Source organism: Urechidicola sp. KH5 (assembly GCF_054661455.1).
The window spans coordinates 564,716-585,273 of record NZ_BAAFSW010000002.1; the positions used below are offsets into that span (position 1 = coordinate 564,716).

Consider the following 20,558-nt stretch of genomic DNA (forward strand, 5'->3'; position numbering starts at 1 on the left):
AATTAACTAAGTATGTAATAATTATGCAATCTGCGCTTTAATTCTTTGAGCAGCAGACTCAGCAGTAATATCTCTTTGTGGCGTGCCGAACAATTCGTAGCCAACCATAAACTTTTTAACGCTAGCACTTCTTAACAAAGGTGGATAAAAGCTCATATGCCAATGCCAATGATTGTTATTTTTACCATTCGTTGGTGCCTGATGAATTCCACTAGAATAGGGGAAAGAACAATTGAATATCTTGTCGTATGCTTTCGTTAGAACTGCAATGCCTTCTGCATAAGCTGTTTGTTGTTCTTGTGTCATTTCTAATATAGAAGTTTGTTGTTTTATGGGGGCAATCATTGCTTCAAATGGCCAAATAGCCCAGAATGGAACAAGAACTACAAAATGATCATTTTTAAAAACTACACGTTCATCAGCTTCTAATTCTTGTCTAATATAATCTTCTAATATAGATGCGTTTTTATCTGCAAAATAAGCCAATTGCTCTTTATCTTTTTTAAGTACCTCGTTTGGTAAATTTGATTGACTCCAAATTTGGCCATGCGGATGTGGATTACTACAACCCATAACGGAACCTTTATTTTCAAATATTTGGACGTAGTTAATCCCTTCTGTACTTCCTAATTCTTGATACTCTTTCATCCAAGTGGCAACCACTTTTTCTATCGCAGTTACAGACATATCTGCTAATGTTTTAGAATGGTCTGGGCTAAAGCAAATTACTTTACAAATTCCTTTTTCGCTTTCAGCTTTTAGTAACCCATCGTTCACAGTAAAATCTGGTGAGTCTTTTTGTAAAGCGGCAAAATCATTTGTAAATACAAAAGTTTCTGTGTATTTTGGATTTACTTCACCACCAATTCTAGTGTTTCCAGCGCATAAATAACAACTCTCATCGTATGATGGTCTTACTTCTTTAGAAATGCTTTCTTCTTGCCCTTGCCAAGGTCTTTTGGCTCTATGAGGTGATACTAATACCCACTCACCAGTTAATATGTTAAATCGTCTGTGCGAATAATTATCTAATTGTTCGTTCATTGAATTTAGTTTAAAACGTGCGTTCCGTTAGAAAGTGCTACGTCGTAAATAGAACAGTCTTTATTGAATTTTTCTTTATAAATGGCTGAAATTTCTTTTGAAATTTCGGATACCTTAGATTTCTTAATTAGGTTAATTGTACAACCTCCAAATCCACCACCCATCATTCTAGCTCCAATAATGGCATCCTTATTTTTGGCGTATTCCACCAAAAAATCTAACTCTTCGCAGCTCACCTCATATTGATTCTGAAGACCGTTATGAGAGCCAAAAAGTAGTTTGCCTACCTCTTGAATGTCGTTATTTTTCATTGCTTCTATGGCCTCTTTTACACGTTTGTTTTCTTGTAAAACAAAAAGTGCTTTTTGATAAGTGTTGTCTGATAGTTGATCTTTAATGTTTTCTAAACAATCAAAAGAAACCTCACGTAAAGAAGGTCTGTCCAATAAGTCGGCTACTTCTTCACACTTACTTCTTCTGTCGTTATAGGCACTTTCAGAAAGACTGTGCTTAACGTTGGTGTTAATTAATAAAAACTGATAGTCACCTAAATCAATCGATACGCTTTTATAGTCCATAGTTTTGCAATCTAAAAGTAATGTATGGTTTTCAATTCCAAACATACTTGCAAACTGGTCCATTATTCCACATTTTACACCAGCATAATTGTGCTCAGCTTTTTGAGAAATTAAAATCATTTCATCTTTAGTTAGTCCTAAACTAAATAATTCATTTAACCCAAACACAACACTATTCTCAATGGCAGCTGAAGATGATAAACCAGATCCGTTAGGAATATCACCACCAAAAACTAAGTCAAAGTTGGTAATAGTTTTACCTGACTTTTGCAATTCAGCAACGACTCCCATAATGTAATTCTGCCAAGCACCAGCTTCTAACGCTTGGATGTTATTTACATTAAACGAATACGATTCATTTAAATCATAAGCATATAGATTACAAGAACCGTTTGAATTTTTGGCCAAAGATGTTACAATACCCTTGTTAATTGCCGCCGGTAATACAAATCCGTTATTGTAATCTGTATGCTCTCCAATTACATTGATTCGTCCAGGTGAGCATATTGTAAGAGGACTGTTGTTATACAACTCTACAAATTTTTTGGGGATGTTTTCTTTATAACTCTTATTCATAATATTAGTTAAATTGAACTGGACGAATCCAATATGTGTAATTGTAATTTTTAAAAGGTAATAGATATTGTTTTAAAGGCTTTGCACCCCAGCTGTTCACGCTTCCTAGCCCCATTTGGTAGCCATCTATATTAACGTAAACTTCTTTTCTAGGACTTAGTTCTCCTGCATGTTCTTGGCCTTTTTTATCACCGGAGTCCAAATCTGAAGTGCTAAAATTAAGAGCAGATATATTTAAGGCGTCTGTTCCCCAAATTTTTAAACCTACTCCTTTTTTCGTGTCTAATACAGCCCATCTAACCTCACTTTTATTACCAGTTTCTTGAGGTCTGATGTACGGATGGTATTGTTCTTCTATAGTTTGGTTATAAAGACCAATTTTAGCTGCATGTTGTCTGTCTGCATAAGCTTCAAAAGGACCTTTACCATACCATTTTAATGTTTTGAATTCTGAATTTAATACCAATTGATTTCCAAATTTTGGAAGATTGGTATGCTTGCCCTTAATTTTTGTAATTGTATTATCTATTTTAAGAGTGCCATCAGCTAAAACTTGTATAATTTGTTTTGTAGTTGCGTCTCCCTCTAGAATAGAATTTTCAATAACCACCGTTACAAAGTTTTCTTTTTTTGAGAAAGAAAAATCACTTATCACATCGTTAAAAGCAGTCTTCCACTCCTTATTTTTAACCGGAGTTTTAGCGCCATAGTCATTATCAACAGGTGCTCTCCAAAAATTGATTTTAGGACCTTGTTCAATAATTTCATTACTCTGATAAGTGTAAGAAGATATTACACCATCGATCTTATTAAAAGTAACTGAAAAGTCTTTACCGGAAATTAGTAATTCAACATCAGAATCAGCAATTGTTAATTCACCTTCTTTAGACGTATATTCTGATGGAAATTCAAAAGCTTGTAGATTAAATTGCTCATAGGCTAGTTCGTAACCCTCAGGAATTAATGGTTCTTCAGATTTTGTAGTTGCATTTACATTTAGTAAATATTCGTTTCCTGGTTTAAGCTCTGATTTAAAAGGAATTTGGAAGTCTTTAGTTTCTTTTGGCAATACGTTTATGTCTTTAATCATGCCAGATTCAATTGACTTTCCATTTTCAATGATTTCCCAACTTAACGCATAGTTGCTTAAATCTCGAAAGAAATACCAGTTTTTAATTGAAACAATTCCTTTGTTTAAATCTTTCTCGTAAAACTTAATGTTTTGGTGTATGTGTTTTACTTCATACATGTGCGGATTTAATGTTCTGTCGGGTTGAACTAAACCGTTATTCAAGAAATTGTTTGAACTTGGTACATCTTCTGGTCCAAAATCACCTCCATATGCATATATTTCATGTCCGTTCTTAACTGTTTTTAATCCTTGATCAACATAGTCCCAAATAAAGCCACCTTGTAATTTTTCGTATTCTTCGTATAAATCCCAATACTCTTTAAAACCTCCCATACTATTACCCATAGCATGTGCATATTCGCATTGAATTAAAGAACGTTGCTCTTTATCGTTTTTAGCATAGTCTTCTACATGTTTTGGTCCAGCATACATTGGCACATAGAAATCTGTATTCCATTCTAAACCTGCTCTTTCATATTGAGTAGGTCTTGTTGTGTCCATTTCTTTTGCAAGTAGATAGGTATTGTAAAAATTGAAACCATTACCAGCTTCATTTCCTAATGACCAACCAATAATAGAAGCATGATTTTTATCTCTAGCAATCATTCTTCTTGTGCGATCCATGTGAGCTTCTAACCAGTCTGGTTGATTTCCTAATGTTTGTGTTGGTTTGTAGCCCATACCATGAGATTCAATGTTAGCTTCATCTACAACATAAATACCATATTCATCACATAACTCATACCAGTAAGGGTCATTTGGATAGTGGCACGTTCGTACTGCATTAATGTTATTTTGCTTAAAGATTTGAATATCTTTTAACATATCTTCTCTCGTAATAATATGTCCTTTAATAGGGTCATGCTCATGGCGATTAACTCCTTTAATTAAAATAATCTCACCGTTTACAACCAATCTACCATTGATAATTTCAACATTTCGGAATCCTATTTTTCTTGAAATAATTTCAATTGCCTTTCCTTTTTTATCTTTTAAGGTAATTTGTAAATCATATAGTTCCGGTTGCTCTGCATTCCAACTTTTAATATTTGGTAATTTAGCCGTGAAATTTGTATTGGTATTGCTATTTGCTGCTGCAGTTACACTTTTTTCAGTTGAGAACAACTCTTGATCATCTCTCGAGATACTCACTTGCAGTGAACTTTTAGAATCTTTAGGATTAAAATTAGTTGTTTCTACCTCTAAAGAAAAAGCACCATCTTTGTAATTGTTCTCAAGTCCAGCTACTACTTTAAAATCTTGAATTTGTAATTGAGGTCTTGCATATAAATATACATCGCGTTCGATACCTGAAAGTCTCCAGAAATCTTGACATTCTAAATAACTTCCATCACTCCATCTATAAACTTCAAGAGCAAGAATGTTATTTCCAGTTTTAACAAAAGGGGTTAAATCAAATTCGGCTGGTAATTTAGAGCCTTGACTATAGCCAACTTTTTCACCATTTACCCATATGTAAAATGCCGATTTTACAGCGCCTAGGTGAATATATACTTGCTTTCCATCCCAATCTTTCGGAATTTCAAAGTTTCTTCTGTAAGATCCAACAGGATTATAACCATCAGGAATATCTGGTGGATTTGGATTTTTAAAGGCAAATGGATATTCAATATTCGTGTAAATTGGAATCCCAAAGCCTTCAACTTCCCAGTTTGAAGGAACTGCAATGTCATCCCAACTAGAGACATTAAAAGAAGTTTTATAAAAATCTTTTGGTCTATCTTTTGGATCTCTAGTCCAATTGAATTTCCAAGTTCCGTTTAATGATCGGTAATTAGAAGCTTCTTCAGGTATGTTGGCTTTTGCTTCAGTTGAATTGTTGAATGGAAAAAATGAAGCTCTAGCATCCATTTTATTCATACTAATTACCAAGGGGTTCTCTATCACTGGGTCAAGCGTTTGCCCTTTTGAAACACTTACACAGCTAATTAGAGTTAAAATTAATAGAGAGATTTTTTTCATTTAATGATAAGTGACTTATTGTGGTTTATAAAGAGTTCCTAACAATTACAGAACTCGGGTTTTTAATACTAATGCTCTCTTTATTCATAACCATTTTTGCAAGACGTTTGCCCATATATCCAAAATTGGTCGAAATACTGGTAATACCTCCTTCAATTATTTCTTTAAGTGGCGTGTCGTTATATGAAATAATTCCAACATCTTTTGAAAGATCTAGCTTATTGGATTTAATTTCCTTGATTAAAGTAATAAGGCTTTTATCTTCAAATATCAGATACACTTCACCAGTTGTTATTTGATGATCATCTAGGCTCGGAATTATTTCATAGGATAAATTATTTTTAGAACAGAATCTTTCAAATCCTAATAAGAATCCTTGGGGTTGCTTGTCGTCAGAAAAGACCATAGTTATGTGTTCATAGTCTTTTATATTTTTTTCAAGTCGAACAAGACCGTTGTATAAATCGTGCTCAAAATTCTGGAAAATTGCAGAATAGCTTGAAAGCTCAGGGTGTGTCTGGTCTAAAATGTATACTTTTTGATGTGGTAAACGCTCTATAGCAACATGAGCATCTCTTAAATTTGCTGGCATGATAATAAAATAATTGTAGTTGCCAACATTGTTGTAAATTAAACTATTAAATACATCGATATTAAAGTGATGAAAAAAGATATCTACATCTATGTGTTCATCTAAATTATTAATAAAGGCATTATAAATATCTTCTTTAAAGCTATTGAGCTCATCGAATAGTAAAAATATTTTTTGCTTAACATTGGTGTTAATACTTTTTACATAGTAGCCTTTCCCAGCAACCGACTGCACAATTCCACGTAATTTTAATTCATTAAAAGCTAATAATACAGTATCACGAGAAAGATCAAATTCTTTTCTAATCGAGTTGATCGAAGGTAGTTGGTCACCTACTTTAAGCCCCCCATTTTCAAGCGCGCGTTCAACCGATTGAACGATTTGTTTATACTTAGCAACTCCAATTTGGTTGTTGATGTTAATTAAGCTCATGTTACAAAGATACACAAATACTTTAAAAAAACAACTGGTAGGTACTAGAAGTATAAAATTCTATTTTTGCCTTATTTATTAAGGGTATTAAGTTTTTGTTATTGAGAATATTTTAATAAAGTCACTTAATTATTAATAATGAATTTCTATTTTAGCCACCTTAGAATTAATCGATGACGCAACGAAGCAGAAAATTTGTTATTCTTTTAGGGTTAGTAGCGGGCCTTATATTAATTGGGTGTTCTAAAGAAGAACAAAGCTATTCTGAGATCTCGAAATCCTCTGCAATGCCTGCTTCTCATTTTGTTGGTTCTCAAGATTGTAAGTCATGTCATCAAAAAGAATTTGATACTTGGAAAGGGTCTCATCATGACAATGCTATGAAGGTTGCAGATAGCATCACTGTTTTGGGAGATTTCAATAATATAACGTTCAAAAACAATGGTGTTTCTGCTCGTTTTTTTAAGCAGGAGAATGAGTATTTTGTTCATACAGAAGGTATTGATGGAACCTATAAAGATTTTAAAATTGATTATACTTTTGGTATTTATCCATTGCAACAATATTTAATTGCTTTTGAAAATGGAGAGTACCAATGTTTAACTACTGCCTGGGATTCTAAAAAAGGTAAGTGGTTTAGCTTGTTAGATAATAGTATTGATATTAATCATGGTGATTGGCTGCATTGGACAGGAGGAGCAATGAGTTGGAATACTATGTGTGCAGATTGCCATTCTACGGATTTAAAAAAGAATTACGATGCAATAACTGATACCTACACGACCACTTTCTCTGAGATAAATGTTAGTTGTGAGGCATGCCATGGGCCTGCAAGTGCTCATATTACATATTATAAAGAAGGTAAAACTGGAGCGGCTCCTGAAATGTATATGCATAAGGATATGACTTCAGAAGAAGTTGTAGATAAATGTGCCCGTTGTCATTCTAGACGTTCACAAATTACACCTTATTTTGATTATCAAGGAAAATTTACAGATCATTATGCTCCAAGTCTGTTGGTAGATGGTTTGTATGAATTAGATGGTCAAATTAATGATGAGGTTTATGTGTATGGTTCTTTTGTACAAAGTAAAATGTATCATAACGGAGTTTCATGTAAAGATTGCCACGATGTTCACTCATTAAAGCTTAAAAAACATGGAAATGATTTGTGTTTGCAATGTCATACTCCAGATTACAATTCACAAGAACACCATTTTCATTCCAACAACTCTAAAGGAGCTCAATGTATCAATTGTCATATGACAGGTAAGATATATATGGGTAATGATTATAGACGAGATCATAGTTTTAGAATTCCTAGACCTGATCAAAGCGTTACTTATGGAACACCAAATGCATGTACACAATGTCATACCGATAAAACGGATGAATGGGCTGCGCAGGTTGTAATAGATAAGTTTGGTCCGGATAGGGCTGATCATTTTTCTGATCATATGTTAAAAGGCTATTTCGAAGATCGCGGAGCTTTTGAAATGGTAATTGCAAATCATGGATATCCAGATATTGTAAGAGCAACTGCGTTAGGGCAATTTTCGAATCAATATTTAGACCAAGATCAGCTGAATAATTTACGCAGCTATTTAAAAGATTCTTCTGAATTTGTTAGAAATGAGGCCTTGATGGCTATAGAACGTTTACAAGTGCCAAATCAAGCGTTTGCAATAAATCAACAATTAAATGATAGCAGTAGGGTTGTAAGAATTTCTGCTGCCCGATATTTTGCCATGTTAGGTGAAGAAGGGGCTGATCTGGTAAAGTATTCAAATGCTAAAAAAGAGTTTTTAACTTCTTTAGAATTGAATGCAGACTTTGCCTCTGGTCAGCATCAAATAGGCTTATATCATCAAGCAAATAATAATATAATGGGCGCTATTAAAGCTTATGAAAGAGCAATTGAAATTGATGGGTATTACAATAGAGCTCGTATGAATTTAGCCTTATTATATTATCAACAAGGTGAAGTAGTAAAAGCAGAAAATCTGTATTTAAAAGTAGTTGAACAAGAACCGGAGTTTGGCTATTCTTACTATATGTTGGGCTTATTGTATAATGAGTTGGGCAATAATGCTGAAGCCATTAAATATTTGAAATTGGCAATAGAGAAGGAGCCAACAAATCAAAATGCTTATTACAATTATGCTATTAAATTACAAGAATCAAAAGACTTTGAAGCTTCAATTAAAGTTTTAAATAAAGGTCTACAAAGTTACCCGTATGATGAGCGCATGTTATATGTAAAGTTATTGGCAGAAATAAATACTAATAATATAATTCATGCTAAATCTACTTGTGAATTATTACTACAAATTGCTCCGAACAATCAGCAATATCAACAAATTTATGGAAGGTTAATGGGGCAATAAAAATGCTTTAATTATCAATAGTAACCTTTTCAACTTTACCATTTCTCAAGTAAACAATGTCATAATCTAAGTTGTCAAACAACACCATTTTTAGTCTTAGTTGTGTTAGAGCTTCATCACTGTTTAGTTTAACGCCTGCAATAGATAAAATTATATCGCCACCAATAAGAAGTTCACTTCCTTCAATTACGGCATTAATATAACCGCCTTTTAGGCCTAATCTATCGCCAAGTCCTTCAGAGGCCACAGACAAAACGAGTAACCCTCCTTTTTGAGGAATGTTAAAGGCGTCAGCTAATTCATTTTGAAGGAAAACAAATTCCATACCCGACCAGATATTTTTTTGTTCCATTAAGATTTTAGTAGCAACATTACTGGAAGCTCCAAAACCTAAACCATCAAATCCTCCTGATTTAGATAGAATAAAACTTGCTATAGCAATTACCTCGCCTTTCATGTTAAATAGTGGTCCGCCTGAATTTCCTTGATTAATTGCAGCATCTGTTTGAATAAATTCTACCGGTAAAAAATCTTCTTTTAAATTATCTTTTGCAATTCGTCCGCTTACAATTCCTCTAGACAAACTTTGCTCTACGCCAAGTGGAGAGCCAATAACAAAAATCTCTTCACCAATTCTAACCAAATCTGAATTGCCAATTGTAGCAACATGTTTGTTTTTAAGTTGAAAAGATCCTTTTACTTTAATTAAGGCTACATCTGCTGTTGGACTCGTGCTTAAAATTTCAGCTTCGTAAATTTCATTATCAGTAAATTTCACTTGAACTTTTTCTGCAGTGTGAACAACATGGGAAGCCGTCCAAATGAGTCCATCATCTGATATCAGAACACCAGATCCCAAACCTTGTTCCGAATTCGTTTTAATTTTATCGCCACCACCTGCACTCAAATTAGAAAGTGTTTGAATTACCACAACAGAAGAATGCACTTGTTGGTATAAATCAGCCAAGTTTTGTGAGTAGATAGTAGTAAAAGAAATGATTGTAATTATGCTTAAAATGGTTTTATTCATAGAAGTATTTTAGACTAGTAAAAATAAAGTAAATCTAAATTTTATTCAATATGCTTTTATTTTTTTAAATCATGTGGATAGATAACTTTCCAATCATTTTTCATATCAATAATTGTCCAGCCTTTTTCTTGAGCTTCATCCAATCCTTTATTTAATTTTCCTATATGAGATTCGCGATCATAGGCCCATTCTCGAACATCATCTGTGTGATGTAAATAAAGCTGAAAACTCTTATAAGAATTTGAATCGGTCCATTGTAGCATTTGCAAATCTCCATCAGAATTACCAGAGGCGAATACTGGCTTTTTACCAATATACCTATGAATACCAACTGGTTTTCCGTCTTTGTCATCAATAAAATGAAGTTTTGGTAATCGTCTAATTACAGGTTTCCCATTATTATAATCATATGCTACTTCAACATTTGATCCAATAACTTGATCGGGTGGAATGCCATATACTTTTTCTGTCCAAGGCCTCATAAATTCAATTCCACCCCCAGATACAATATAGGTCTTAAAGTTATTAACACTCAAATATTCAAGTAGTTCAAGCATGGGTTGGTAAACAAGCTGGTAATAAGGCTTGTCAAATCTTGGATGTTTTGCAGTATTCAACCAATTTACGACTTCTTGTTCAAATTCAACGGTAGTAATCCCCGCATGGGTAGCCATAATAATTTCTATTAAGCCTTTTTCTCCAAAAGAAATTAAGCTGTCTATATCATTTTCCAAAACTGCTTTAAATGGTTGTTCTGTCCTCCATTCAGGGTGCTCATCTACTTTTGATTTTACCATATCTATTGCAAAAAAAAGTTGAAAGTAAGCAGGTTGTTCACTCCATAAAGTACCGTCGTTATCAAAAGTTGCAACACGATCTTCAATTGGTATAAAATGAATACTTCTTGGGTCAGTCACTACTTCTACATAATCTATTATTGCTTGTTTTGTTGATCCCTCATTCCAGCTATTTAAATAATTTGGTGCTTGAGTTTTTTCCTTTTTATTTGGTGGGCTACAAGCAACAATTAAAACTGAAAGTACTAGTAAAATTTGAAAGTTTTGAAATAGTTTCATAAGCAGCGAATTTTAAAAGAAAAGGTCAGTACAAAATACTGACCTTAAATATAATTAATTTCTTTTTGCCGATTCCATCTGTTCTAGAACTTTGTCTAGGCTAAAACTTCCCACGGCTTGTCGTTGAGGGTAATCTTTAAAGGTAGCTAAAAATTCAGCAATTTTTCCTTGAGCTGGAACAAGCATAAACATACGTTCTGTCAACCAATGATTGTAATCTTCAGAATCGTGCTGTGCTCTTTCAAATGGATCTCCGTACATATCCATTATCATAGGGAATCTTAATTCAGTATACTTTTTTTGCCAAACATTAAAGCCGTGGTTTTCTTGTATTTTAAAATGCATTTTCCATCTTTTATATCTAAAAGCATTCAATCCGCCATCATCATCGAAATAAAATATTTCTTCTCTAGGACTTTCGTCTGTTTGTCCTGTTAAGTATGGTAAGAAGTTATAACCGTCTAAATGAACTTTGTAATTTCTGCCAATAGCGTTATGACCTTTAAGAAGTTTTTCCTTAACATCAGGTTCTCCAGCGGCGGCTAAAAAAGTTGGTAACCAATCTTCTCCAGATATAATGGCGTTGCTCACTTGACCAGGTTTAATTTGTGCCGGCCATTTAACCATACAGGGTGCTCTAAAACCTCCTTCCCATGTAGTGGCTTTTTCTCCTCTAAAAGGAGTCATACCACCATCTGGCCAAAATATAATTTCGGCACCATTATCCGTACCAAAGATCACCATTGTATTTTCTTCAATTCCTAATTCATCTAACGTGCTAGTTAATGCTCCAACAATTTCATCTAATTCAACCATTCCATCAGCATAAACACCCAAACCCGTCTTTTCTTTGTATTTGTCTTGAAGGTGTGTCCAAACGTGCATCCTCGTAGAATTATACCAAACAAAGAAAGGTTCGTTATTTTTATGTGCCTTTTTCATAAAGGCAATAGCCGCATCTTTTGTTTCATGATCTACAGTTTCCATTCTTTTCTTTGTCAAAGGTCCTGTATCTTCAACTTTACCATCTGAGGATGATTTAATGACTCCTCTTGGTCCAAATTTCTTTTTAAATTCTGGATTTTTTGGATAATCAGGATGCTCAGGCTCTTCTTCTGCATTTAGATGATATAAATTACCTAAAAATTCATCAAATCCATGATTTGTAGGTAAGTGCTCATCTAAATCACCTAAGTGATTTTTTCCGAATTGACCAGTCGCATAGCCATGATTTTTAAGCAAACCTGCAATGGTTGGATCTAATATATTAAGACCCTCTTTGGCGCCAGGTAGCCCTACTTTTGTTAAGCCAGTGCGGTAAGGGGATTGCCCTGTTATGAAAGCAGATCTGCCAGCAGTACAAGATTGTTGCGCATAGTAATCGGTAAAAACAATACCGTCTTTACCAATTTCATCTATATTAGGAGTTTTATAACCCATCATACCCATATTGTAGATACTCGGATTAGACCACCCTATATCATCTCCCCAAATCACTAATATATTTGGTTTATCTTGGGCAAAAATTGTTAAAATACCCAAGGCGAGAAATGCAATTATTGTAGTAAAAATATTTCTTTTCATAGTATTTTTTTAATTTCTTGGAGGTTGTAATAATTGTTGAACAACTTTATCAATGCCCAAAGAACTTCCTTGGACTGGAGGAAATTCTTTGAAGGTTCCTAAAAAGTTGCCAATATAACTTTGAGCAGGAACGAATAACCACATATTGTCACCATACCAACGGGTATATAATGCAGATTTCCAAGAGACTTCATATGGATCTGCTCTTAGATTTATTGCTAAAGGCCATGAAGGAGATTTTCTATAAGCTTCATTTATAGCTCCTTCCATAATTGTAAAATGTAATTTCCAATCTTTATATCTTACAGCATTGAGATTTCCGCCAGCATCAAAATAGAATATCTCATTTCTTGGTGAGGCATCAATTTCTCCTTTAAAATATGGCATTAGGTTATAACCATCTAGATGTTGCTTAAACGTTTTGCCATTTGCTGAATGCCCACTTTTAACCTTTTCCTTAATATTCGCATCTCCCGCTGCGGCTAATAAGGTGGGCATCATATCTTCATGAGAGAAAATGTCATTGAATATGGTTCCTGGTTTAATTACTCCTGGCCATCTAATAGCACATGGAACTCTAAATCCACCTTCCCATGTTGTGCCTTTTTCTCCTGCAAAAGGAGTAGTACCTCCATCAGGCCAAGTAAATTTTTCAGCCCCATTATCTGTTGAATACATGATAATGGTATTATCAATAATTTTTAATTCTTCTAATTTTGCTAATACACGTCCAATTTGTTTGTCGTGCTCTACCATGCCATCTGGGTATAAACCGATACCAGTAACCCCTACACTTTCTTCTTTCAAATGTGTCCAAACATGCATTCTCGTAGCACTTAACCAAACAAAGAAAGGCTTACCGTCTGCATGCGCTTTTTCTATAAAGGCTATAGCTGCATCCGTAAATTCATCGTCTGCCGTTTCCATACGTTTGCGAGTTAATGGTCCTGTATCTTCAATTTTTCCGTCAGAGTATGAATGTAATACTCCACGGGGTCCAAACTTTTTATGAAATTCTGGATCTTTAGGGTAATAATAAGTTTCTGGCTCTTCTTCTGCATTTAAGTGGTACAAATTCCCGAAGAACTCATCAAATCCATGATTTGTAGGTAAATGCTCGTCGCGATCGCCTAAGTGATTTTTACCAAACTGACCAGAAGTATAGCCATGTGGTTTTAATAATTCTGCAATTGTAGGTTGTGTGTCTTTAATACCTTGGGTAGAACCAGGCATTCCAATAGTTAAAAGTCCTGTTCTAAAAGGGTGTTGCCCTAAAACAAAGGCCGCTCTTCCAGCTGTACAAGACTGTTGTGCGTACCAATCTGTAAACATTGCACCTTCATTAGCAATACGATCTATGTTTGGTGTTTTATAGCCCATCATACCGTGATTGTAGACACTAATATTGGCCCAACCAATATCGTCTCCCCAAATCACCAAGATATTGGGTTTCTCAGTTTGAGAAAATGCGGTTGTAATAAAAAGCAGAAGGCTAAAGCCAAACAACCTTTTAAAATTTAATTTTGTAGAAATAAATTCCATAGAAGTAAGTTTTAAATTAAATAATTTTCCCCTGCAATGGTCTTAAAAGTAACACAGAGATGTATGGGGCTGCAATTTTTTTATTCATTAAATATACTAAAAAATGCGGTGAAAAATAAAGGGAGAGTTTTATTTTTAGATAAAAAATAGGTTAAGGATTTACCCAGGTTGAGCTAGAACTCTTATTGACATATGGAGTTGTAAAAAGTTCTTTTCGAATTTTTTTCCAAGTTTTTAAAGATAGGTTGAACTTCTTAGCTTGAGTTTTCTGTAAAATCTTCTCAATCTCATTTCGATGCTTTGTTGAAATTGATTCACTTAATTCTATTGCTGATTTGGGTTTATTGGGCAGATAATTTAACCAAATGTAAAAATTGGTTAGAATTTGTGCGTCATCACCTTTCTGAATTGAGGATATAAATTCTTTAAAAAAATAGGGTTCAGAAACTTTATATAACTCTCGATTGAGTCGATATCTTCTCCACAGAATTAAAATTAGTTTTCTTAAAAAAAAAACAAAAATTGCTAGTAGAACTATTAAACCAGTTAATTGCTTGAGAGTTAAACCTAAAAATCTAAATGATTTAGAATCGGCATCTTCGGTTGTTTGATTATCTTCTATTAGTTCCTGTTTTTTTGATGCTAACATGCCCAAATCTGGATTTGGAGCAATGGTTAAGCTTTTTTCTGGGAGCGTCTTTTTGAACAACTTTTTTTGATAAGGGTCGTACCAAGTAAATTCAATTGCAGGTATGATTAATTCTCCTTCTTTTTCTAAAAGGTATCTAGTTCCTTCGAATCGGCTTGCGCTTATATTGGTTTTAGTTTTATTGTTTTTAACCTCGGATCTAGTCGGATATTGACTCACTCCTGGAATACTATCCCATTGCACAGGAGGAATTAATTCTGAAACAGAATTTGAAACTGTTCTTTTAATGGTTCTTTCAATAACATCTCCAACTTTCAAATTGCTGGTATTAGACCAATTTTCGGAGACAGACATCCAATTTGTTACTAACCAAGAATCTGAGTTGAACCCTTTGGGTATTGATTTAACATTTATAGATCTTGTTTGGGTGTTTACAGTTTGAGCAATTCCTTTATAACCTCCATCTCTAGGTGATTCAATTTGAATGGCTAAAGAAGGAAATTCAAGTTCGCCATCTTCATATGGAAATACATTAAAAAACAGTTGAACACCGGCATGAGTTTTTCCGTTAATTCGTTTAGAGGTGCTCAATGAACGGAAATATACTGTGTAGGCACCATTTACTTTAATATTTCCAGGGTTTACCCCTTTTGTAAACCAAGTTGAGGTAAATACCTCTACGGTAACTTGAACAGGTTGACCAACATACACATCTGAGCGATTAAAAGATACACCGCTACTTAACTGTTGTCCAAAAGTAGGTAGTGAAATCAACAAAGTAAAATAGATTATATGTACAAGTCTTCTAATTACCATTGTTTTGTTGTTGTCGGTTTTAATTGCTGTTGCTTGACTTGGTATTTAAATTTACGTTGTAAAAACAGTGCAGGGTCATCATCTATTTTTCGAAGCAATACTTTTTGATTGTTTTGTTGTTGACCTCCTTGAATATCATCTGGTACTTCATCTAATTCTTTACCCTTACGCATATCCGTTGTGACCGTTTCTTCTAAACGTTCTTTTTTCATGTCTTCTTCAGTAGCCTCTTGACCACCTCCACTCAAATCTTCCATGCTGTCATTTTGCTTATTATTGGCTGGTCCTTGTTCTGGAGCTTCTTCGGCATCTTCAGGATTAACTTCATTTTGGGCATCTGTTAATTGAGTAGCTAACTGCTGATTCTTGTTAGTATCTTGTGCTAAATCAGGATCTAATTCAACCGCATCTTTAAAAGCCTGTTGAGCCATTGTGTAATTGCCATTTGCCATATAGGCAATTCCTAAATTATAGGCCCCTAAGGCAGTTGTGTCTTTCTCAAATGCAGCAATCGCAGCACCGTAGTTTTTTGCTTTGTAGTAGGCAATTCCTTTTCTCAATGGGTCTTGATAGGTATTTCCTGCTTCATTATAGTTTCCTTTATTTGCAAATTGTTGTGCCTGATAATCTTTTGTTAGCCAAAGATCTTTGAATGAACTATCTGAAGAACATGAAGTTAATAGGAAGCCAGATAATGTAATGTACAATACCCATCCTTTTCTAAAAGACATTAAAATTACAATTAAGAAAGGCAATATAAAAAAGAGACCATAATCTTCCCAAGCATCTTCTTTTTCTTGATCAGCTTCTTTAAACTGTGCATTTTTACTCAATTTAGAAGCTAACAATTCCATGTCGCTCTTATCGAGTGTTAAATCGTGTATTGTAATATTAGAAATGGCATTTAGCTGAGAAAGTATTGTTTCATTTCTTTTAGAATACACTTCTTCGCCTTTCGTATTTTTTAAAACACCTCTTCCATTATAATTTGGGACAAATGCTCCGGATAAAGTATTCATCGGAACAAGTTCTAAGGAAGTGTCATGGTTTGTAGCATAATTCTGTAGGATTTGAAATGACTCTTCTTCAAAGTCGTCAGAGAAAACTATAAAACTAGCAGGCGCATCAGTAATTGAACAAATAGTATCTGCTAACTGTAAAGCCATGGGTAAATTATTTCCTCTGAATGGCATTATTTTAGGAGACAAACTACTGATATGCGTTTTAATAATGCGATAATCATTTGTAAGAGGTACGATTGTGTGTGCGGTTCCTGCATAACCAATTAATGCCAATCGAACTGTTGGATTTGCCTCAATTAGATCTGAAATTTTAAACTTTGCACGTTCTAATCTATTCGGTTGCAAATCCTCTGCCATCATACTTTGCGATAAATCTAGAAGGATAACCACAGGAGTTTCTAGTACTTGACCAGGAACTTCAATTTTTTTCCAAGTTGGACCAGCTAATCCTAAAATGGCAATTAAAAGTGTGAAGAGGGTTGTTAATTGCATCCATTTTTTAAGTGATTCACTTCCTTTTTTAATCACATAAGGTCTTAAATGTTCTGCAATATTTTTCTGCCATTTAACCTCATTTTTACTTTTAAGTATAAGTAAGATTAAAATGAATAGCACAGGTATAAGAGCCCACAAAAATTGAGGTCTTAAAAAATGGAATAATTCCATATCTATGGTAGCAAAATCACGTATTTTATCCATTATTCCTGAGATTAATTAGATTAGAAATACTTATAATTCCGCCATGAAGAAGTGCTATTAAAATAGCGATTACAAGGGGGTAATGGTAGAGCAGGGTAGTTGGAACATAAGATTCTTCTTCATACTCTATTGGTTCTAATGTGTCTAACTCATCGTAAATTTGATTTAATCTATCCGTGTCAATTGCCCTAAAATATTTAGCATCTGTTAATGAGGCAATTTCTTCTAATGTCTGCTCATCGAGGTCAGAACCAGGTGCATTAGGATCTCCAATTCCTATGGTGTAAACTTTAATACTATCTTTTTGAGCCATTGCAGCTGCATCTAGTGGTAAGATGTCGGTTCCAGCGTCAACACCATCAGAAAGTAATAACATAACTTTAGATTGTATGGTGTCTTGTTCAAACAGATCTATACCTTTTACAATTGCTTTACCAATATTGGTCATTTGACCTGCCATACCAACATCGGCCTCTTCTAGAAGTTGCGATACGGTATTTAATTCTGAAGTAAACGGTGCTTGAATATATGCATTAGTGCCAAAGAAAATGAGGGCCATTCTATCTCCATTTCGTTTGTAGATAAAATCTTTCATTACATATTTAACAGCTTCCCAGCGTCTTACACGATTACCTTCAATTCGCCAATCGTTTTGAGCCATACTAAACGATATGTCTGCCACGATCAAAAAGCTCCGAGATGTTTTTACTTTAAGTTCTGGTTCAGCTACCAAACGAGGAGATGAGAGTGCTGTTATTAAACTTGTCCAAATGAGTAAAAGAGAAATCCAAGATATTACATTACGTCTTTTAATAAGAGCAGCTGTTCGAGCTTTTTCTCCGGTGTAGTGTTCCGATTTTTCAAAATCAGGAAATAATAAAGCAGCACTTTTTAGGCGCAATGGGGGCAGAATCCAATACATCAAAAGAGGTAATGGTAGTAACCAAAACACAAATTTATATGCTATTTCAAAATTTTCAGGCATGGTGATTGATCCATTGTTTACTGATTTTTAAAAGTGTTTTTGCTTCATCAATTGTAACTACTTGGTGATAAATAGCATTCATATAGAATGATTCATATTGTTCGAATGATATTGATTTGGCCGAATTTTTTAGAAATTCTATCCACTGGCTTCCATATAAATTTGCCACCGTAGTTCTACCATAAGATTGTATTGCAACCAATTTTAATTCTACCGCCATTTGTTCTATACTTTGGTTGCAATTGGAGGTATTTAGTACTTGTTCTAAGTTGGTTAATTTTTTATGTGCGTTTCTTTTGTATGCCATTTTTCTATACCGAACATAGATTTTGAAAGCATAGAAAATACATATGACAATTAGCACAATGAATAGTACTTTCCAACCAATTGTATCGAAAGAAAATTGAACAGGAGGAGGCTCTTTTATTTTATCTAAAACAATAGCAGTGTTTTGGTTTGATTGCGATATGCTATCTAATTGAGATGCTATGTAAAAAAGCCAAGTCAAATTTTTTTGGTTGGATTTAGAATGTCTTTTAACTGATCTGAAATAGGAGTAATGGTATTAAATGAAATTACTGGAATTTTATGACGTTTCATTTCGGTTTCAAATTTTCGGATACCTTGATCAAAACCAGAACTAAAGTTTTTTTGAATTTTTTTATTACTTCCTTTTACAATTAATTGTTTATCTCCATCGCCAAAAACAAATGTGTCTTGTGCAATATTTCGTTCAAAAGGATCGGTTACTTTAGCCAAAATAACATCATTTTTTTGAGCGAGTTGGGCGATGTTTTTTATTACTGTTGGATCATATCTTCTAAAGTCACTAATAATAATTACTAGAAAATCATGAGTAACTATATTTCGAACTTTTTGAAATGCAATGCTAGATGATTTTTGATGATCTGTGGCTTTTGCCGTAGCGAGTTCATTATTTCGGATCACAATTTTTTCAAAAAAATGTAAGATGTTTTTTCGATTTCTTTTGGGGTAAACAATGTCAATGCCATTATCAGAATAGACAACGCCACCAATGCGATCTCCGTCTTTTAAAATTTTAAATGCCGCTAAGGCCGCCAATTCTGCAGCTACAACAGATTTCATTTTTTCTTGAGAACCAAAAAACATAGATGTTGATTGGTCTACAAAAATTAAAGCAGGTTTTTCTTTTTCTTCACTATAAACCCGTGTATGGGTTTTTTGAGTACGTGCAGTAACTTTCCAATCTATTGTTCGAATATCATCCCCCGCAACATAATTACGAACTTCTTCAAAATCAAGTCCGCGACCTCTTAATTTAGATGCATGTTTTCCACCAAGTATACTTCGTACTTTTTGTTTTTTGGCAAGAAAACTAAAATCTTGTGCATGGTGCTCTTGGTAGAGTAGGTCTTGAAGCGAAACAAAGACTTTATTGGTATGTCCCAATTCTTTATCCATAGTCTTTAAAATTAACCTACAACTGCAACATGTTTTAACAATTCATCAATCACTTGGTCTGCAGAAATTGCATCTGCATTGGCCTCGTAACTTAATATCAAACGGTGTCTTAAACAGTCGTGAACAACAGCTCTTACATTATCTATAGATACAAAGTCATTGCCTTGCATCCATGCATGTACTCTACTTGCTTTATCAATACTAATAGTTCCTCTTGGGCTTGCACCAAATTCAATCCACGCAGAAAGTTGTTCGTTGTATTTTTCGGGATATCGCGTAGCCGAAACAATATCTACTATGTATTTTTCGACATTTTCAGAAATACTAATTTTGTGAATTTCTTGTCTCGCATCAAAAATAATTTGAGGAGATAATTTATCGCTCTTCTTAGAATCATTTGATTTTGGGCCTTGCTCAGCTCTATTTAAACGCATAATTGCTAGTTCTGATGCATCGTCCGGGTAATCTATGTTTACATGCATTAAAAAACGATCCATTTGAGCTTCAGGTAATGGGTAAGTACCTTCTTGTTCTACAGGATTTTGTGTGGCTAGCACCATAAAAAGAGAATCCATTTTATAGGTTTTTCCTGCAACAGAGACTTGACGTTCTTCCATTGCTTCTAACAAAGCTGATTGCACCTTGGCAGGAGACCTGTTAATTTCATCTGCCAAAATAAGGTTGCTAAAAATCGGCCCTTCTTGAAAAACAAACTTCTCTTCAGTTTCTGGTTGATAAATTTCGGTTCCAGTAATATCGGAAGGAAGTAAATCTGGGGTAAATTGAATTCTACTCAAACCACAATCTAGTTCTTTAGATAAGGACTTAATGGCTCTAGTTTTGGCAAGACCTGGTAAGCCTTCTAATAATAAATTTCCATCGGCTAATAGCACTAAAATTAGTCTCGAAACTAGTTTGTCTTGACCTATGATAGATTGCGACATACGTTCACGTAACCTATTTATTAGTGAAAGAGTGGTACTCATAG

At 34.1% G+C, this 20,558-nt stretch carries 15 protein-coding genes; 1 reads left to right on the forward strand and 14 read right to left on the reverse strand.

The annotated features are described in order from the left end of the window. Window positions 1-21 precede the first annotated feature (21 nt). The 4 genes from ACYQ5R_RS07155 to ACYQ5R_RS07170 are packed head-to-tail and all read right to left on the reverse strand — an operon-like array spanning window position 22 to window position 6,337. The gene (locus ACYQ5R_RS07155) at window positions 22-1,044 is read right to left on the reverse strand and encodes a UDP-glucose--hexose-1-phosphate uridylyltransferase (RefSeq protein ID WP_460190235.1); all 1,023 of its coding nucleotides are present in this window, start codon (window positions 1,042-1,044) and stop codon (window positions 22-24) included. Between the two features lie 5 nt (window positions 1,045-1,049). Next, window positions 1,050-2,198 carry a galactokinase gene (galK, locus tag ACYQ5R_RS07160; RefSeq protein ID WP_460190236.1) on the reverse strand — a complete coding sequence of 383 codons (1,149 nt, stop codon included), beginning with the start codon at window positions 2,196-2,198 and terminating at the stop codon, window positions 1,050-1,052. Window positions 2,199-2,202: 4 nt separating this feature from the next. Continuing rightward, window positions 2,203-5,313 (reverse strand): beta-galactosidase, LacZ type, encoded by a 3,111-nt coding sequence (gene lacZ, locus ACYQ5R_RS07165; RefSeq protein ID WP_460190237.1) that lies wholly within the window; start codon window positions 5,311-5,313, stop codon window positions 2,203-2,205. A gap of 25 nt (window positions 5,314-5,338) precedes the next feature. Beyond that, window positions 5,339-6,337 (reverse strand): GntR family transcriptional regulator, encoded by a 999-nt coding sequence (locus tag ACYQ5R_RS07170; protein WP_460190238.1) that lies wholly within the window; start codon window positions 6,335-6,337, stop codon window positions 5,339-5,341. A gap of 173 nt (window positions 6,338-6,510) precedes the next feature. Here ACYQ5R_RS07170 and ACYQ5R_RS07175 point away from each other — a divergent pair, with 173 nt between their 5' ends. After that, on the forward strand, window positions 6,511-8,724 hold the full coding sequence (locus ACYQ5R_RS07175) for a tetratricopeptide repeat protein (protein WP_460190239.1): 2,214 nt from the start codon (window positions 6,511-6,513) through the stop codon (window positions 8,722-8,724). Between the two features lie 7 nt (window positions 8,725-8,731). Here ACYQ5R_RS07175 and ACYQ5R_RS07180 read toward each other — a convergent pair whose 3' ends face one another. The 10 genes from ACYQ5R_RS07180 to ACYQ5R_RS07225 all read right to left on the reverse strand — a co-directional run bounded on the left by ACYQ5R_RS07180 (window position 8,732) and on the right by ACYQ5R_RS07225 (window position 20,556). Beyond that, window positions 8,732-9,754 (reverse strand): S1C family serine protease, encoded by a 1,023-nt coding sequence (locus tag ACYQ5R_RS07180; RefSeq protein ID WP_460190240.1) that lies wholly within the window; start codon window positions 9,752-9,754, stop codon window positions 8,732-8,734. A 56-nt stretch (window positions 9,755-9,810) separates the two neighbouring features. Next, entirely contained in the window at window positions 9,811-10,830 is a 1,020-nt protein-coding gene (locus tag ACYQ5R_RS07185) for an HAD family hydrolase (RefSeq protein ID WP_460190241.1), read from the reverse strand. A gap of 54 nt (window positions 10,831-10,884) precedes the next feature. After that, complete coding sequence (locus ACYQ5R_RS07190; RefSeq protein WP_460190242.1) at window positions 10,885-12,414, reverse strand: arylsulfatase; 1,530 nt, start codon at window positions 12,412-12,414, stop codon at window positions 10,885-10,887. A gap of 9 nt (window positions 12,415-12,423) precedes the next feature. Next, window positions 12,424-13,956: an arylsulfatase gene (locus ACYQ5R_RS07195; RefSeq protein ID WP_460190243.1), complete on the reverse strand. Its 1,533-nt coding sequence runs from the start codon at window positions 13,954-13,956 to the stop codon at window positions 12,424-12,426. 151 nt (window positions 13,957-14,107) lie between these two features. After that, window positions 14,108-15,421 (reverse strand): BatD family protein, encoded by a 1,314-nt coding sequence (locus ACYQ5R_RS07200; protein ID WP_460190244.1) that lies wholly within the window; start codon window positions 15,419-15,421, stop codon window positions 14,108-14,110. Further along, entirely contained in the window at window positions 15,415-17,142 is a 1,728-nt protein-coding gene (locus ACYQ5R_RS07205; protein ID WP_460190245.1) for a VWA domain-containing protein, read from the reverse strand. Before ACYQ5R_RS07205 ends, ACYQ5R_RS07200 begins: the two co-directional genes overlap by 7 nt. Next, window positions 17,135-18,127: a VWA domain-containing protein gene (locus ACYQ5R_RS07210; protein WP_460190246.1), complete on the reverse strand. Its 993-nt coding sequence runs from the start codon at window positions 18,125-18,127 to the stop codon at window positions 17,135-17,137. The genes ACYQ5R_RS07205 and ACYQ5R_RS07210 overlap by 8 nt, the downstream gene beginning before the upstream one ends. Then, window positions 18,120-18,635: a DUF4381 domain-containing protein gene (locus ACYQ5R_RS07215; RefSeq protein ID WP_460190247.1), complete on the reverse strand. Its 516-nt coding sequence runs from the start codon at window positions 18,633-18,635 to the stop codon at window positions 18,120-18,122. Before ACYQ5R_RS07215 ends, ACYQ5R_RS07210 begins: the two co-directional genes overlap by 8 nt. Continuing rightward, window positions 18,632-19,570: a DUF58 domain-containing protein gene (locus ACYQ5R_RS07220; RefSeq protein ID WP_460190248.1), complete on the reverse strand. Its 939-nt coding sequence runs from the start codon at window positions 19,568-19,570 to the stop codon at window positions 18,632-18,634. Before ACYQ5R_RS07220 ends, ACYQ5R_RS07215 begins: the two co-directional genes overlap by 4 nt. A gap of 11 nt (window positions 19,571-19,581) precedes the next feature. Further along, on the reverse strand, window positions 19,582-20,556 hold the full coding sequence (locus ACYQ5R_RS07225; RefSeq protein WP_460190249.1) for an AAA family ATPase: 975 nt from the start codon (window positions 20,554-20,556) through the stop codon (window positions 19,582-19,584). Window positions 20,557-20,558 lie beyond the last annotated feature (2 nt).

What these genes read in the sequence shown, in the direction of transcription:
- ACYQ5R_RS07155 (WP_460190235.1), bottom strand. Translation starts at nt 1,044, where the DNA reads ATGAACGAACAATTAGATAATTATTCGCACAGACGATTTAACATATTA.
- galK (WP_460190236.1), bottom strand. Translation starts at nt 2,198, where the DNA reads ATGAATAAGAGTTATAAAGAAAACATCCCCAAAAAATTTGTAGAGTTG.
- lacZ (WP_460190237.1), bottom strand. Translation starts at nt 5,313, where the DNA reads ATGAAAAAAATCTCTCTATTAATTTTAACTCTAATTAGCTGTGTAAGT.
- ACYQ5R_RS07170 (WP_460190238.1), bottom strand. Translation starts at nt 6,337, where the DNA reads ATGAGCTTAATTAACATCAACAACCAAATTGGAGTTGCTAAGTATAAA.
- ACYQ5R_RS07175 (WP_460190239.1), top strand. Translation starts at nt 6,511, where the DNA reads ATGACGCAACGAAGCAGAAAATTTGTTATTCTTTTAGGGTTAGTAGCG.
- ACYQ5R_RS07180 (WP_460190240.1), bottom strand. Translation starts at nt 9,754, where the DNA reads ATGAATAAAACCATTTTAAGCATAATTACAATCATTTCTTTTACTACT.
- ACYQ5R_RS07185 (WP_460190241.1), bottom strand. Translation starts at nt 10,830, where the DNA reads ATGAAACTATTTCAAAACTTTCAAATTTTACTAGTACTTTCAGTTTTA.
- ACYQ5R_RS07190 (WP_460190242.1), bottom strand. Translation starts at nt 12,414, where the DNA reads ATGAAAAGAAATATTTTTACTACAATAATTGCATTTCTCGCCTTGGGT.
- ACYQ5R_RS07195 (WP_460190243.1), bottom strand. Translation starts at nt 13,956, where the DNA reads ATGGAATTTATTTCTACAAAATTAAATTTTAAAAGGTTGTTTGGCTTT.
- ACYQ5R_RS07200 (WP_460190244.1), bottom strand. Translation starts at nt 15,421, where the DNA reads ATGGTAATTAGAAGACTTGTACATATAATCTATTTTACTTTGTTGATT.
- ACYQ5R_RS07205 (WP_460190245.1), bottom strand. Translation starts at nt 17,142, where the DNA reads ATGGATAAAATACGTGATTTTGCTACCATAGATATGGAATTATTCCAT.
- ACYQ5R_RS07210 (WP_460190246.1), bottom strand. Translation starts at nt 18,127, where the DNA reads ATGCCTGAAAATTTTGAAATAGCATATAAATTTGTGTTTTGGTTACTA.
- ACYQ5R_RS07220 (WP_460190248.1), bottom strand. Translation starts at nt 19,570, where the DNA reads ATGGATAAAGAATTGGGACATACCAATAAAGTCTTTGTTTCGCTTCAA.
- ACYQ5R_RS07225 (WP_460190249.1), bottom strand. Translation starts at nt 20,556, where the DNA reads ATGAGTACCACTCTTTCACTAATAAATAGGTTACGTGAACGTATGTCG.